14 protein-coding genes are annotated in these 13702 nt (G+C 71.3%); 8 read left to right on the top strand and 6 right to left on the bottom strand.

What is annotated here, in order from left to right; translation table 11 throughout:
• Positions 1–81 precede the first annotated feature (81 nt).
• A complete protein-coding gene (locus ADK64_RS01040) occupies positions 82–300 on the top strand; it encodes a hypothetical protein (protein WP_053653927.1) in 219 nt (72 codons plus the stop codon).
• 43 nt (positions 301–343) lie between these two features.
• Here ADK64_RS01040 and ADK64_RS01035 read toward each other — a convergent pair whose 3' ends face one another.
• Positions 344–1417, bottom strand: a complete 1074-nt coding sequence (locus tag ADK64_RS01035) for a S1C family serine protease (protein WP_053653924.1) — start codon at positions 1415–1417, stop codon at positions 344–346.
• Between the two features lie 56 nt (positions 1418–1473).
• Positions 1474–2121 (bottom strand): class I SAM-dependent methyltransferase, encoded by a 648-nt coding sequence (locus tag ADK64_RS01030; protein ID WP_234384431.1) that lies wholly within the window; start codon positions 2119–2121, stop codon positions 1474–1476.
• Between ADK64_RS01030 and ADK64_RS46910 the strand changes: the two genes are divergently transcribed.
• A complete protein-coding gene (locus tag ADK64_RS46910) occupies positions 2056–2220 on the top strand; it encodes a hypothetical protein (protein ID WP_234384433.1) in 165 nt (54 codons plus the stop codon). The two genes, ADK64_RS01030 and ADK64_RS46910, sit on opposite strands and share 66 nt — an antisense overlap.
• Before the next feature lie 38 nt (positions 2221–2258).
• On the opposite strand, the gene ADK64_RS01025 is transcribed toward ADK64_RS46910, so the two are convergent.
• A complete protein-coding gene (locus ADK64_RS01025; RefSeq protein ID WP_053653922.1) occupies positions 2259–2855 on the bottom strand; it encodes a DUF3043 domain-containing protein in 597 nt (198 codons plus the stop codon).
• Positions 2856–3178: 323 nt separating this feature from the next.
• Between ADK64_RS01025 and ADK64_RS01020 the strand changes: the two genes are divergently transcribed.
• Positions 3179–3970: a PspA/IM30 family protein gene (locus ADK64_RS01020; protein WP_078992424.1), complete on the top strand. Its 792-nt coding sequence runs from the start codon at positions 3179–3181 to the stop codon at positions 3968–3970.
• 33 nt (positions 3971–4003) lie between these two features.
• The gene (gene pspAA, locus ADK64_RS01015; protein WP_053653921.1) at positions 4004–4282 is read left to right on the top strand and encodes a PspA-associated protein PspAA; all 279 of its coding nucleotides are present in this window, start codon (positions 4004–4006) and stop codon (positions 4280–4282) included.
• Between the two features lie 36 nt (positions 4283–4318).
• Here pspAA and ADK64_RS01010 read toward each other — a convergent pair whose 3' ends face one another.
• A complete protein-coding gene (locus ADK64_RS01010) occupies positions 4319–4825 on the bottom strand; it encodes a hypothetical protein (protein WP_053653919.1) in 507 nt (168 codons plus the stop codon).
• A gap of 175 nt (positions 4826–5000) precedes the next feature.
• Here ADK64_RS01010 and ADK64_RS01005 point away from each other — a divergent pair, with 175 nt between their 5' ends.
• From ADK64_RS01005 to ADK64_RS00995, 3 genes are all read left to right on the top strand, one after another.
• A complete protein-coding gene (locus ADK64_RS01005) occupies positions 5001–6221 on the top strand; it encodes a sensor histidine kinase (protein WP_053653917.1) in 1221 nt (406 codons plus the stop codon).
• Positions 6218–6895 (top strand): response regulator, encoded by a 678-nt coding sequence (locus tag ADK64_RS01000; protein WP_053653915.1) that lies wholly within the window; start codon positions 6218–6220, stop codon positions 6893–6895. Before ADK64_RS01005 ends, ADK64_RS01000 begins: the two co-directional genes overlap by 4 nt.
• 163 nt (positions 6896–7058) lie before the next feature.
• Complete coding sequence (locus ADK64_RS00995; RefSeq protein ID WP_053653913.1) at positions 7059–10166, top strand: efflux RND transporter permease subunit; 3108 nt, start codon at positions 7059–7061, stop codon at positions 10164–10166.
• Positions 10167–10245: 79 nt separating this feature from the next.
• Here ADK64_RS00995 and nadA read toward each other — a convergent pair whose 3' ends face one another.
• A complete protein-coding gene (nadA, locus tag ADK64_RS00990) occupies positions 10246–11430 on the bottom strand; it encodes a quinolinate synthase NadA (protein WP_053653911.1) in 1185 nt (394 codons plus the stop codon).
• 242 nt (positions 11431–11672) lie between these two features.
• Between nadA and ADK64_RS00985 the strand changes: the two genes are divergently transcribed.
• Positions 11673–12029 (top strand): HesB/IscA family protein, encoded by a 357-nt coding sequence (locus ADK64_RS00985; RefSeq protein ID WP_053653909.1) that lies wholly within the window; start codon positions 11673–11675, stop codon positions 12027–12029.
• Between the two features lie 84 nt (positions 12030–12113).
• Here the strand turns inward: ADK64_RS00985 and ADK64_RS00980 are convergent, their stop codons facing one another.
• Entirely contained in the window at positions 12114–13670 is a 1557-nt protein-coding gene (locus tag ADK64_RS00980) for a hypothetical protein (protein WP_078992423.1), read from the bottom strand.
• Positions 13671–13702: the final 32 nt, after the last annotated feature.

The following is a 13702-nucleotide window of genomic DNA, read 5'->3' as shown; positions in this document are numbered from 1 at the left end:
GGAATCGATTTTCGCCCGTCTGATCAGGTCTCGCGCTTCCGGCTAGTCTGCCAGCACGTGTTGGATCTAAAGGAGGCCCACATGACGGCATGGATGTGGCGGTTCGAGAAGGCCGACGGGACGGAGGTCCAGCCCGCCGTGCAACCCGAGGAGTTCACCACGCAGGGGGACGCCGAGTCCTGGATCGGCGAGAACTGGCGGGCCCTGCTGGAGGGCGGCACCGACCAGGTGCGGCTGTTCGAGGAGGGCACCGAGATCTACGCCGGTCCGATGAGCCTGCGCGCCGCCGCGGAGGACTGAGCCCCGAGGGGTACGGCCCCGGGGTCGTACCCCTCCCGCTGCCTCACTGCGCGCCCAGCGTCACCTCCGCCTTCTTCTCGGCGCCGCCCCGCTGGTACGTCACCGACGTCTTCTGCCCCGGCTTGTCCGTCGCCAGCGCCACCGACAGCGAGGTGATGGTGCTGATGGGCTCGTCGCCCAGCTTGGTGATGATGTCGCCGCCCCGCAGTCCCGCCCGGTCCGCCGCGCCGCCCTTCTTGACGCTGACCACCGCCACCCCGGCCGGCTGGTAGTTGTCGTCCAGAACCGTCCGCCCGGTGATGCCGAGCGCGGCCCGCCCCGAGTCGGTGACCTTGCCTTTCTTGATGATCTGGTCGGCGATCGTCTTCACCATCGACGCCGGGATGGCGAACCCGATGCCGGGCGCCGCACTGCCCCCGAGTTGGGGGTCGGCGGCGGCGAGCGTCGGGATGCCGATGACCTGCCCGTTCAGGTTGACCAGGGCGCCGCCGCTGTTGCCGGGGTTGATGGCGGCCGAGGTCTGCACCATGTTCGCGATCGTCGCGCTCGTACCGCCGTGCTCGGGGTTCTCGCTGACGGTCCTTCCGGTCGCCGAGACGATGCCCTCCGTCACGCTGGACGACAGTCCGAGCGGTGAGCCCATGGCCAGCACGATCTGGCCGACCTCCACCTTCTCGGCGTCGCCGAGCACCGCCGGCTTCAGCCCGGACGGCACCTTGTCCAGCTTGATCACGGCCAGGTCCTGGTCGGGGTAGGAGTACACCAGGCTCGCGGTGAGCGGCTGCTCGTTGTTGGCCGTGGTCACCTTGAAGGACTTCCCCGTCCCCACCACGTGCGCGTTGGTGACGATGTGCGCCTGGTCGTCGTACACGACCCCGGAGCCCAGCTCCTGGCTCGCCTGGATCTGCACGACCGACGGCAGGACCTCCTTGATGACCCTCTGGTACTGGTTCTGCAGTTCGGTCGTGGCCATCGGCACGGCCGCCGGCGGCGTCGTCGTGCTGTTCCGTGCGGACGGGACGGCGGTGGGGGAGCAGCCGGCGACGAGGACCGCGCAGCACACCAGCGCGGCGGCGGGCACGGCCCTGCCGAGGGCACGGGTACGGGAAGTGTCCATACCCCGAGTCTCATCGGGCGCTGATCACCCGGCCCGTGGTGTTCCCCCGAACGGGCTCAGCCCCGTACGCCGCACAGGTGCAGCAGTGCCGCCACCCGACGGTAGGGGTCCGTGCGCCCGGCCCGTTCCTCGGCCGCCAGCAGCGTCCCCAGGTCGTCCGGGATCGGCGCGTCGTCCGCGGCCGTGTCCGTGAAGACCCGCACGCCGTACCAGGCGTGCAGCGGGGCGGCGATGCCGGCGAGCGTCGCGGTGAGGGACGCCAGCCGGTCGGCCCGCACGTCCAGGCCGAGACGGTTGCGGTAGGTGAGGGTGTCGAACGCGGCCAGGGCGCCCGCCCAGTCCCCGGACAGTCCCGGGCGCAGGGCGAGCGCGTCGCCGTTGCGCACGAGGAGGGACAGCAGCCCGCCGGGGGCGAGCATCCGGGCCAGCCCCGCCAGCAGCGCGTCGGGCTCCTCGGCGTACATGAGCACGCCGTGGCACAGCACCACGTCGAAGCTGCCCGGCAGGAAGTGCACACCGGTGTCCCGGCCGTCGCCCTGCACCAGCCGGACCCGTGCGCGGATGCCCTCCGGCTGCGCGGCCAGCGCCTCGCGCGCGGCGGCGATCATCGTCGTGTCCTGCTCGACACCGGTCACCTGGTGGCCGAGCCGGGCCAGCCGCAGTGCCTGCGTGCCCTGGCCCATCCCCACGTCGAGCACCCGCAGCCGCTGCCCGACCGGGAACCGCCCGGCTATCTGCTCGTCCAGCTGCCGGGCGACCAGCTCCTGCCGTACGACATCGCGCAGCCCGCCCAGCTTCCGTAGCCAGGCGTCGGCCGCGTCCCCGCTGAAGGCGTCTGTGCTCAGGGTCGCTCTCCGCGCTTGACCTGCGGCTTCGGCAGCCGGAGCCGGCGCATCTGGAGGGAACGCATCAGGGCGTAGGCGACCGCGCCACGGGTGTTCTGGTCCGGGAAGCGCTCCTGGAGCCGCTTCCTCAGGCGGAAGCCGCTGAAGACCGCGTCCACCACGATCAGCACGATCACGACCAGCCACAGCAGCAGCGCGATGCTCTGGATCGCCCCCACCCGCACGATGCTCAGCACGAGGATCACCACGGCCATCGGCAGGAAGAACTCCGCCACGTTGTACCGCGAGTCCACCCAGTCCCGGGCGAAGCGGCGCACCGGGCCCTTGTCCCGGGCCGGGAGATACCGCTCGTCGCCGCTGGCCAGGGCCTGGCGCTGGCGGTCCATCGCCTGGCGCCGCTCCTCGCGCTGGCGCTTGGCGGCGTCCTTGCGGTTCGTCGGGGTGTTGGCGACGCTGCGGCGCTGGGACTGGGCCTCACTGCGCTTGGGCGTGGGCCTGCCCTTCTTGGCCTGCGGGTCACGGGTCTGCTTGGAGTCGGTCACCTGCGCCTTGTCGGCGGGGGCCTTCTCTTCCTTGGCACGGCTACGGAACACAAAACCCAAGGGTAAGCGCTGCACCGGCATGGACCCCAGCCCGGCGGGGAACGATCCGGCAACACCGGACGTCTGTAGGGGGACAGAGGGGACGTTGCAGACGCTTCACCCCGGCGATCACCGGAGGTCACCGGCAGGCCCCCCAGGGGCCTTCCCGGAGGGCCGCCTACTCCTCACGCCGGAGCGATACCGTCCGCAGTCGTCCTTGGGGATGAGCGCATCACTCCCCGAACAGTGCGGTAATGGAGTCAGGGCCCGTACTGTGGGTCCTGTCGCAGGATCTGTGAGCTGTGGAGTCCGTCAGAAGGGGGCGCGCGAAGCCCATGAGCGGTGTCATGAAGCGTATGGGGATGATCTTCCGCGCGAAGGCGAACAAGGCCCTTGACCGGGCCGAGGACCCGCGCGAGACCCTTGATTACTCGTACCAGAAGCAGCTGGAGCTGCTGCAGAAGGTGCGCCGCGGTGTCGCCGACGTGGCGACGAGCCGCAAGCGGCTGGAACTCCAGCTCAACCAGTTGCAGCAGCAGTCGACCAAGCTGGAGGACCAGGGTCGCAAGGCGCTCGCGCTCGGCCGCGAGGACCTGGCCCGCGAGGCGCTGTCCCGGCGCGCCGCCCTCCAGCAGCAGGTCACCGACCTCGAGACCCAGCACGCGACCCTCCAGGGCGAGGAGGAGAAGCTCACCCTCGCGGCCCAGCGCCTGCAGGCCAAGGTGGACGCCTTCCGGACGAAGAAGGAGACCATCAAGGCCACCTACACCGCCGCCCAGGCCCAGACCCGTATCGGCGAGGCGTTCTCCGGCATCTCCGAGGAGATGGGCGACGTCGGCCTGGCGATCCAGCGCGCGGAGGACAAGACGCAGCAGCTCCAGGCCCGCGCGGGCGCCATCGACGAGCTGCTCGCCTCCGGTGCCCTGGACGACCCGACCGGCATGGCCAAGGACGACATCGCCGCCGAGCTGGACCGTCTCTCCGGTGGTACGGATGTGGAGCTGGAGCTGCAGCGCATGAAGGCCGAGCTGGCCGGAGGCTCCCCGCAGCAGGCCATCGAGGGCGGCACCGGCCAGGGGCAGACCCAGCAGCAGCCGCAGGACACCCCGCGCTTCGACAAGCAGTAGTCCGGCGCCGGGACCCGAGCCGAGGAGGCCGACGTGATCGTACGGATCATGGGGGAGGGCCAGGTGAGGCTGGACGACGCCCACCTCACCGAGCTGAACAAGCTGGACGACGAGCTGCTGGCGGAGCTGGAGAGCGGTGACGAGGCGGCCTTCCGCCGCACGTTCGGCGCCCTCCTCGACGCCGTCCGCCGGCTCGGCAGCGCGCTGCCGGACGACGCCCTGGAACCCTCGGATCTGATCCTTCCGACGCCGGACGCCTCGCTGGAGGAGGTCCGGGACATGCTCAGCGACGACGGGCTGATCCCGGGCTGACCCCGCTGGGGGCCGGCCCGGGGTGAAGGCTCCGGGTCAGTTCAGGGTGAACCAGGTGGTGCGGGACTTCTGCCACTCCGGGTGGCTGAGGTCCTTCGCCTCGGTGCCGTCGCCGTAGAGGTCGGCGGCGCCGTCGTCGGTGATCAGCTGCACCCGGGAGGCCGCGTAGTGCAGGGTGGTCGTGGCCGTCTCGCCGCCCAGCCCGGTCACCTTCAGCGTGAGGTCGGCGTAGCCCTGCGCGTGCGCGGTCACGGCGACGGTGCGGATGCCCCCGGTGCCGGTGACCTGCACGTCGCCGGTGCCCGCCACGCCGGACTCGCTCGTCTTGCTGGCGGCCACGCCGAGCGCGGAGGCGTCGGCGCCGCTCTGCGCGACGGTGACATCGACGACCGGGTCTGCGGTGCTGCCGACCGCGCCGGAGAGGTAGGCGGTGGACAGCTTGACCGTCGGCGTGCCGTACGTCACCGCGTGTGCGGAGGTGGTCAGGCCGGTGGCCGACACCAGGGCGAGGGCGGCGGCGGTCCAAAGCGAACGAGAGCGCACGGGGTGCCTTTCTCTCCGGGAGGTTTGGCGAGAACAGTGGGCACGCCCGGCCAACGGGGTCTGACAGTTGACGGTCCGTGAGTTGACGGAGTGCCCAATTGCCCGGCACCCGGCGGAGCCGCACAGCGATACGACCCGCGCCCCCGGGGGCTCCGGCCCCCGTACTGTTCAACCCGTGAGCACTCTCGACCGCGCCCGCTGCAGTCTCAAGGCCCATCCGTGGGCCCTGGACGCGGCCATCGCCGCAGGCGTGCTGATGTGCATGATCGCGGGATCCTTCGTGACCCCCCGCGGGAACAACGGCGTCACCTGGGGCATCCGCACGCCGGCCGCCCTCAGCCTCCTCCTGATGCTCCTCTCCGCGGCCGCGCTCGTCTTCCGCCGCCGCGCGGTCAAGACGGTCCTCGCCGTCACCGGCACCCTCTCCGTGGTCGAGTCCTTCACCGGCGACCCTCGCGCCCCGGTCGCGATGTCCGCCGTCGTCGCCCTGTACACCGTCGCCGCGACCACCGACCGCACCACCACCCTGCGGATCGGCCTGCTCACGATGACCGTGCTGACGGCCGCCGCCATGCTCGGCGGCCCCCTGCCCTGGTACGCGCAGGAGAACCTCGCCGTGCTCGCCTGGGCCGGTATCGGTGCCACCGCCGGGGACGCCGTACGCAGCCGGCGCGCGTTCGTGCAGGCCATCCGGGAGCGGGCCGAGCGGGCCGAACGCACCCGCGAGGAGGAGGCCCTCCGCCGGGTCGCCGAGGAGCGGCTGCGCATCGCCCGCGATCTGCACGACGTCGTCGCCCATCACATCGCCCTGGTGAACGTGCAGGCAGGCGTGGCCGCGCACGTCATGGACAAGCGGCCCGACCAGGCCAAGGAGGCCCTGGCGCACGTGCGTGAGGCCAGCCGTTCCGCGCTCGACGAGCTGCGCGCCACCGTGGGCCTGCTGCGTCAGTCCGGTGACCCGGAGGCACCCACCGAGCCCGCGCCCGGGCTCAGCCGGCTGGAGGACCTCGCGGGAACCTTCCGCAGCGCCGGGCTCCCGGTGGACGTGGCCCGCGCCGGCCAGGACTCCGATCTGCCCGCCGCCGTCGACCTGGCCGCCTACCGGATCGTCCAGGAGGCGCTGACCAATGTGCAGAAGCACGCGGGGCCCGGCGCCAAGGCCGAGGTCAGCGTCGTACGCGTGGGACCGGACATCGAGGTCACCGTCCTGGACGACGGCCCCGGCGCACCGGAGGAACCCGGCGCGGGCGGCGGGCACGGGCTGCTCGGCATGCGCGAGCGGGTCACCGCCCTCGGCGGCACCCTCACCGCCGGCCCCCGCTACGGCGGCGGCTTCCGCGTCCATGCGATCCTGCCCCTCAAGACCCGTACGACGGCACCGGGGGAGACCGCATGACGATCCGTGTCCTGCTCGCCGACGACCAGGCACTGCTGCGCAGCGCGTTCCGGGTGCTGGTCGACTCCGAGCCCGACATGGAGGTGGTCGGGGAGGCCTCCGACGGGGCCGAAGCGGTACGGCTGGCGAAGGAGCAGGGCCCCGACGTCGTCCTCATGGACATCCGGATGCCGGGGACGGACGGGCTCGCCGCCACCCGGATGATCAGCGTCGATCCGTCGCTCGCGCAGGTCCACGTGGTCATCCTGACCACCTTCGAGGTCGACGACTACGTCGTCCAGGCCCTGCGCGCGGGCGCCTCCGGCTTCCTCGGCAAGGGCAGCGAGCCGGAGGAGCTGCTGAACGCCATCCGGGTCGCCGCCGGCGGTGAGGCCCTGCTGTCCCCCGTCGCCACCAAAGGGCTGATCGCCCGCTTCCTCGCCCAGGGAGACGACGACGGCCGCGACCCCGCCCGCTCCGAGCGCCTCGGCGCGCTCACCGGCCGGGAGCGGGAGGTGCTGATCCAGGTCGCCGGCGGCCACTCCAACGACGAGATCGCCGAGCGGCTGGAGGTCAGCCCGCTCACGGTGAAGACGCACGTCAACCGGGCCATGGCCAAGCTGGGCGCCCGCGACCGGGCCCAGCTCGTGGTGATCGCGTACGAGTCGGGGCTGGTCCGGCCGCGGACGGACTGACCTCCACCCGGGGCCCACCCGGGGCGTACTCCGGTCTCCACCCCGGCGTACTGCGGGCGGAGTAGGCGCGGGATAAGGAAATGGACCCTGGGCCTACGGTTCGGCCCTCGGTGATGGGTCAGGGTGAGAGGGTCTGCCGCTCACAGAAACGAGACCCTCATCCATGTCCTGGCTGTCGAGATTCAGCCTGCGCCAACGGGCCCTGACAGGCCTGGTGTCGCTCATCGCGCTCGTCTTCGGGCTGATCGCGATACCCCAGATCAAGCAGCAGCTGCTGCCCACCATCAACCTGCCCATGGTCTCGGTCGTCGCGCCGTACCAGGGAGCCTCGCCCGACGTGGTCGAGAAGCAGGTCGTCGAGCCGATCGAGAACAACCTCCAGGGCGTCGACGGCGTCAAGGCGGTCACCTCGACCGCCAGTGAGGGCAACGCCGTGATCATGGCGTCCTTCGACTACGGCAACGACACCAAGCAGCTCGTCTCCGACGTGCAGCAGGCCGTCAACCGGGCCCGCAACCAGCTCCCGACCGACGTCGACCCGCAGGTCATCTCGGGTTCCACGGACGACATGCCGACCGTGGTGCTCGCCGCGACCTCCGACAAGGACCAGCAGGCCCTCGCCGACCAGCTGGACAAGACCGTCGTACCGACCCTGAAGGACATCTCCGGCGTCGGCCGGGTCCAGGTCATGGGCGTGCGCGACCTCCAGGTCACGGTCACCCCGGACGAGGCGAAGCTCGCCCGGGCGGGTCTCACCCCCGCCGCGCTCGGCCAGGCCCTGCAGGCGGGCGGCGCGACCGTCCCGGCGGGCTCCTTCGACGAGGACGGCGCCAACCGCACCGTCCAGGTCGGCGGCGGTTTCACCTCGCTGCGGCAGATCCAGGACCTGATGGTCACCGGCGAGAGCGGCGGCAAGCCCGTACGCCTCGGTGACGTGGCCACCGTCGGGCAGCAGCCGGCCCCGGCCGACTCCATCACCCGCACCGACGGCAGGCCGAGCCTCGCCGTCAACGTGACGATGGACCACGACGGCAGCGCGGTCACCATCTCGAACGCGGTCAAGGACAAGCTGCCCGGCCTGCGCGAACAGCTCGGCGCGGGCGCCAGGCTCACGGTCGTCAGCGACCAGGGCCCGGCCGTCTCCAAGTCCATCAAGGGCCTGACCACCGAGGGCGCGCTCGGTCTGCTCTTCGCGGTCCTCGTCATCCTGGTCTTCCTCGCGTCGATCCGCTCGACGCTGGTGACGGCGGTGTCCATCCCGCTGTCCGTCGTCCTCGCCCTGATCGTGCTGTGGACGCGCGGCCTGTCCCTGAACATGCTCACGCTCGGCGCGCTGACGATCGCCATCGGCCGTGTCGTCGACGACTCGATCGTGGTGCTGGAGAACATCAAGCGGCACCTCGGCTACGGCGAGGAGCGCAAGGAGGCGATCCTCGCCGCGGTGCGCGAGGTGGCCGGCGCGGTCACCTCCTCCACCCTCACCACGGTCGCCGTGTTCCTGCCGATCGGCCTGGTCGGCGGCATGGTGGGCGCCCTGTTCGGCTCGTTCAGCATCACGGTGACGGCGGCTCTGCTGGCCTCCCTGCTGGTGTCGCTGACGGTCGTCCCGGTCCTGTCGTACTGGTTCCTGCGCGCGCCGAAGGGCACCCCCGAGGACGCGGAGGAAGCCCGCCGCCGGGCCGAGGCGAAGGAGGCGGACAGCCGTCTCCAGCGCGCCTACGTCCCCGTTCTGCGCTTCGCCACGCGCCGCCGCCTCACCAGCGTGCTCATCGCGATCGTCGTCCTCGTCGTCACGTTCGGCATGGGCGGCCTGCTGAAGACCAACTTCTTCGACCAGGGCGACCAGGAAGTCCTCACCGTCAAGCAGGAGCTGAAGCCCGGCACCAGCCTCGGGGCCACCGACGCGCAGGCCAAGCGGGTCGAGCGGCTGATCGCCTCGACCAAGGGCGTCAAGGACTACCAGGTCACGGTCGGCTCCTCCGGCTTCATGGCGGCCTTCGGCGGCGGTACGGACACCAACCAGGCCTCCTACCAGGTCATGCTGAAGGACTCGAAGTCGTACGACGATGTCCAAAAGCACCTCGAGGACGGGCTGAAGAAGCTCAAGGGCATCGGGACGACCACCGTGTCGGCCGGTGACGGCTTCGGCGACCAGGACCTGAGCGTCGTGGTGAAGGCCTCCGACCCGCAGACCCTGCGCACGGCCTCGGAGCAGGTGCGTTCCACGGTCGCCGGCCTCGACCACGTCACGGACGTCACCAGTGACCTCGCGACGAGCGTGCCGCGGATCTCGGTCACGGCCAACGCGAAGGCGGCGGCGGCAGGCTTCGACGACCAGAAGCTCGGTGCGGCGGTCGCCCAGGCCGTGCGCGGTACGACGGCGGCGAGGGCGGTCCTCGACGACACCGAGCGCGATGTCGTCGTGCGGTCGGCCAAGCCCGCCACCACGCTGGCCCAGCTGAAGGCGCTGCGCCTCGGCCCGGTGAAGCTGGGTGACATCGCCACGGTGAAGGTGGTGGACGGCCCGGTGTCGCTGACCCGGATCGACGGCCAGCGCGCCGCGACGATCACGGCCAAGCCGACCGGTGACAACACGGGCGCGATCAGCACCAAGCTCCAGTCGAAGATCAAGGCGCTGAAGCTCCCGGCGGGTGCCACGGCCGAGATCGGCGGCGTCAGCTCCGACCAGAGCGACGCGTTCAAGAACCTGGGCCTGGCCATGCTGGCGGCGATCGCGATCGTCTTCATGCTCCTGGTCGCGACATTCCGCTCGCTGGCCCAGCCCCTGATCCTGCTGGTCTCCATCCCGTTCGCGGCGACCGGCGCGATCGGCCTGCTGGTCGCCACCGGCACCCCGATGGGCGTTCCGGCGATGATCGGGATGCTGATGCTGATCGGCATCGTGGTGACCAACGCGATCGTGCTGATCGACCTGATCAACCAGTACCGCCGACAGGGCTACGGCGTCGTCGAGGCCGTGATCGAGGGCGGCCGCCACCGCCTCCGCCCGATCCTGATGACGGCTCTGGCGACCATCTTCGCCCTCCTGCCGATGGCCCTGGGCGTCACGGGCGAGGGCGGCTTCATCGCCCAGCCCCTCGCGGTGGTCGTCATCGGCGGCCTGATCACGTCCACCCTGCTGACGCTCCTGCTCGTCCCGACGCTCTACGCGATGCTGGAGCTCCGCAAGGAGCGGCGGGCGCGGAAGCGGGCGGCGAAGAAGAAGGAGGAGGTCCGGGAGACCGAGGTGCTGGAACCGGCCGGCGTCTGAGCACCCCCCCGGTGTCCGGACACCACTGAGGCCCGGCCCCCTGCCTGGGGGCCGGGCCTCGGCCCTGTCGAGGGGAGCCCTACGGCAGCGCGAGCATCCGCTCCAGCGCCAGCTTGGCGAACGCCTCCGTCTCCTTGTCGACCTCGATCCGGTTGACCAGGGTGCCCTCGGCCAGGGACTCCAGGGTCCAGACCAGGTGGGGCAGGTCGATGCGGTTCATGGTCGAGCAGAAGCAGACCGTCTTGTCGAGGAAGACGATCTCCTTGCCCTCGGGGGCGAAACGGTTCGCCAGGCGGCGGACCAGGTTCAGCTCCGTGCCGATGGCCCACTTGGAGCCGGCCGGCGCGGCCTCCAGGGCCTTGATGATGTACTCGGTCGAGCCGACGTAGTCCGCCGCCGCCACGACCTCGTGCCTGCACTCCGGGTGGACCAGGACGTTCACACCCGGGATGCGCTCGCGGACGTCGTTGACCGAGTCCAGGCTGAAGCGGCCGTGGACCGAGCAGTGCCCGCGCCACAGGATCATCTTCGCGGCGCGGAGCTCGTCCGCGGTCAGGCCGCCGTTCGGCTTGTGCGGGTTGTAGAGCACGCAGTCGTCCAGGGACATGCCCATGTCGCGGACGGCGGTGTTGCGGCCGAGGTGCTGGTCGGGCAGGAACAGCACCTTCTCGCCCTGCTCGAAGGCCCAGTCGAGGGCGCGCTTGGCGTTGGACGAGGTGCAGATCGTGCCCCCGTGCTTGCCGGTGAACGCCTTGATGTCGGCGGAGGAGTTCATGTACGAGACGGGCACCACCTGCTCGGCGACGCCCGCGTCGGTCAGCACGTCCCAGCACTCCGCGACCTGCTCGGCCGTCGCCATGTCGGCCATGGAGCAGCCGGCGGCGAGGTCGGGCAGGACGACCTTCTGGTCGTCGGAGGTGAGGATGTCCGCCGACTCGGCCATGAAGTGCACACCGCAGAAGACGATGTACTCGGCCTCCGGGCGCGCGGCCGCGTCCCGGGCCAGCTTGAAGGAGTCACCCGTGACGTCGGCGAACTGGATGACCTCGTCGCGCTGGTAGTGGTGGCCGAGCACGAAGACCTTCTCGCCGAGCTTCTCCTTGGCGGCGCGGGCGCGCTCGACCAGGGTGGTGTCGGACGGCGAAGGAAGGTCGCCGGGACACTCGACGCCCCGCTCGCTCTTCGGGTCGGCCTCACGGCCGAGCAGCAGCAGGGCGAGCGGAGTCGGCTGTACGTCGAGCTCCGGGGTCTGGGCGGTGGTCACGACACGCACCCTTTCTACTTTTCGTCTAACTGACGCTATCTATCATAACTGGTTCACGTCAGTTTGACGATGGCCATAACGTCGATGTGACGTGAATCCCGATGACCCGTTTTCCGCTCCCCGGCCCGTGTGCGAGCATGAAGAAGGAACCGAAAGACAAGCGCCCGGCCCGGAATGAATCAGCGGACCCGCCGGTTGCACTCGTCGGCAAGCAGTCTCCGTACAACCCGGGAGAGATGTAGATGTCCGTATCGGACGAGACCAGCACCACCACCGACGGCATCATCCTGTCCGACGCCGCCGCGGCGAAGGTCAAGGCGCTGCTCGACCAGGAAGGCCGCGACGACCTGGCTCTGCGCGTCGCCGTTCAGCCCGGCGGCTGCTCCGGCCTGCGCTACCAGCTCTTCTTCGACGAGCGTTCCCTCGACGGTGACGTCGTCAAGGACTTCGACGGTGTCAAGGTGGTCACCGACCGCATGAGCGCTCCGTACCTGGGCGGCGCCTCCATCGACTTCGTCGACACCATCGAGAAGCAGGGCTTCACGATCGACAACCCGAACGCGACGGGCTCCTGCGCCTGCGGCGACTCCTTCAGCTGAGCCGACGGCCACGGCCCGACCGGCTGAGCAAGGCGGCGGCCCCCGTCACGGGGGCCGCCGCCTTTTCGGTGCCCGGTCGCCGCTCTACCGCGTCCGTGCCGTCGCGTCCGGCCGCAGCGCACCCGGCTTCGCCTGCGGGATCCGGCTGCCGTCCGCACCGACCACCGCCCGCCCGTCCAGCGGCGCGGCCAGCCGCACGGTCTTCACGTACTCCTTGGCGATCAGTACGCACACCTTGTCCGGCCAGGGCCGCTCGGTGACGGTGACGGTCACCCGGTCGCCGTTCTCCTTCGCCGATGCCGAGTAGTCGGCGCACACCCCGCCGAAGAAGCTCACGGTCAGCTCCCGGCCGTCGGCCGTGTAGCCGTTGACCTTCACGGAGTGCGGCTTCGGCGCCGAGGTCGGCCCGGCGGAGGGAGCGGCGGCCGACCCCAGATACGCGGGATCGACCGCGGGATACGTCACCGTGTACGCGCCGCCCGCCGCATCCCCCCGCACCTCGAACAGCCAGGACGGCACCAGCGTCTGCCGTCCGGCGACGGAGTGCGCGGCCAGCCCGAACACCGCCTTGCCGACGGTGACCGTGTCGGTGCCGGAGCCCGTGTCCGCGGCAGCCCTGGGCACCGAGACCGGCGCACCGCACAGCTGCTCCAGCCGGTTCTTCGCCGGCACCGGACTGGTACAGCCGCCGATGCCCATGCGGTGGTCGCTCTTCGGCGCCGCGTTCATCAGCTTGAGCGTCCTCGCCGCGCTCAGCACGGGGTACGTATCGCCCTTCACCGGCGAACCCAGCAGCCCGTGCCCGCCGACCACCTCGCCCCGCGCGTCCACGGTCAGACCGGTGGCCCAGCCGTACGTCGGCAGCCCGCCGACCACCGGCTCGGCGTTGACCACTCGCTGGACGCCCATCACCTGGCTCGCGTCGATCTTCGCGTCGTCCAGCCCGGCCGCCTTCAGCACCGGCGCCGCGGCCCCGGTCGCCCTGGACACGCTCACCGGGGTGCCCGTCGGGCCCATCGGGTCGTGCGTGCACAGGGCGCCCTTCTTGCAGTTGTCGGTGCCCGGCGCGTACCGGCTGAAGGTCCAGATCCCCGGCGCGTCCCGGTTCACCTGGAGGCTCGGTCCGGTCCCGTCCTTGCCGCCGACCCGCCAGAGCCCGCCCTCGGCCACCGGCGTCCCGTCGACGCCGAGCGCCCGGGCCAGCCGCGTCACCGCGTCCTTGCCGACCCCGCCCTTCGGCGCGTACACCGGCGCGGAGCCGGGGCCGCCCGGAAGATCGCCGTGAGCCACGTACGTCGCGCCGTACGGGGCCGGCTCACCGGCGTCCAGCGCGAGCGGCGGGGGAGTGGAGCCGCTCCCGCCGGCCGCCCCGGATCCGTCCGTACGGCCGCCCGCGCCGCTGCTCGCCGCGAGATAGGCGCCGCCGCCGCCGACCAGCAGCACGGCGGCGGCCACGGAGACGACGGCGAACCGGGACCGACGCCACCCGCCCCGCTCGCCGCCGGTGCCGTCCTCGCGACTCCCCGGACTCCCGTGACTCCTCTGACCCCCGAGGCTCTCGGCTCCCTCGACGCTCTCGGCGTGCCCGGCACGTTCGGAGCCCTCGGGGTGCCCGCGGTCCTCGGGTCGCTCGGTGTTCACCGCATCGCTCCTCGCTGGTCGTATCCCGCCTC

Source organism: Streptomyces sp. MMG1121 (genome assembly GCF_001280015.1).
In the GTDB taxonomy this organism is placed as follows: domain Bacteria; phylum Actinomycetota; class Actinomycetes; order Streptomycetales; family Streptomycetaceae; genus Streptomyces.
This window is presented reverse-complemented; position numbering and strand designations above follow the sequence as displayed.

Coding starts and splice junctions, on each gene's coding strand:
- ADK64_RS01040 (WP_053653927.1), top strand. CDS start 82: ATGACGGCATGGATGTGGCGGTTCGAGAAGGCCGACGGGACGGAGGTC.
- ADK64_RS01035 (WP_053653924.1), bottom strand. CDS start 1,417: ATGGACACTTCCCGTACCCGTGCCCTCGGCAGGGCCGTGCCCGCCGCC.
- ADK64_RS01020 (WP_078992424.1), top strand. CDS start 3,179: ATGAGCGGTGTCATGAAGCGTATGGGGATGATCTTCCGCGCGAAGGCG.
- ADK64_RS01000 (WP_053653915.1), top strand. CDS start 6,218: ATGACGATCCGTGTCCTGCTCGCCGACGACCAGGCACTGCTGCGCAGC.
- ADK64_RS00995 (WP_053653913.1), top strand. CDS start 7,059: ATGTCCTGGCTGTCGAGATTCAGCCTGCGCCAACGGGCCCTGACAGGC.
- ADK64_RS00985 (WP_053653909.1), top strand. CDS start 11,673: ATGTCCGTATCGGACGAGACCAGCACCACCACCGACGGCATCATCCTG.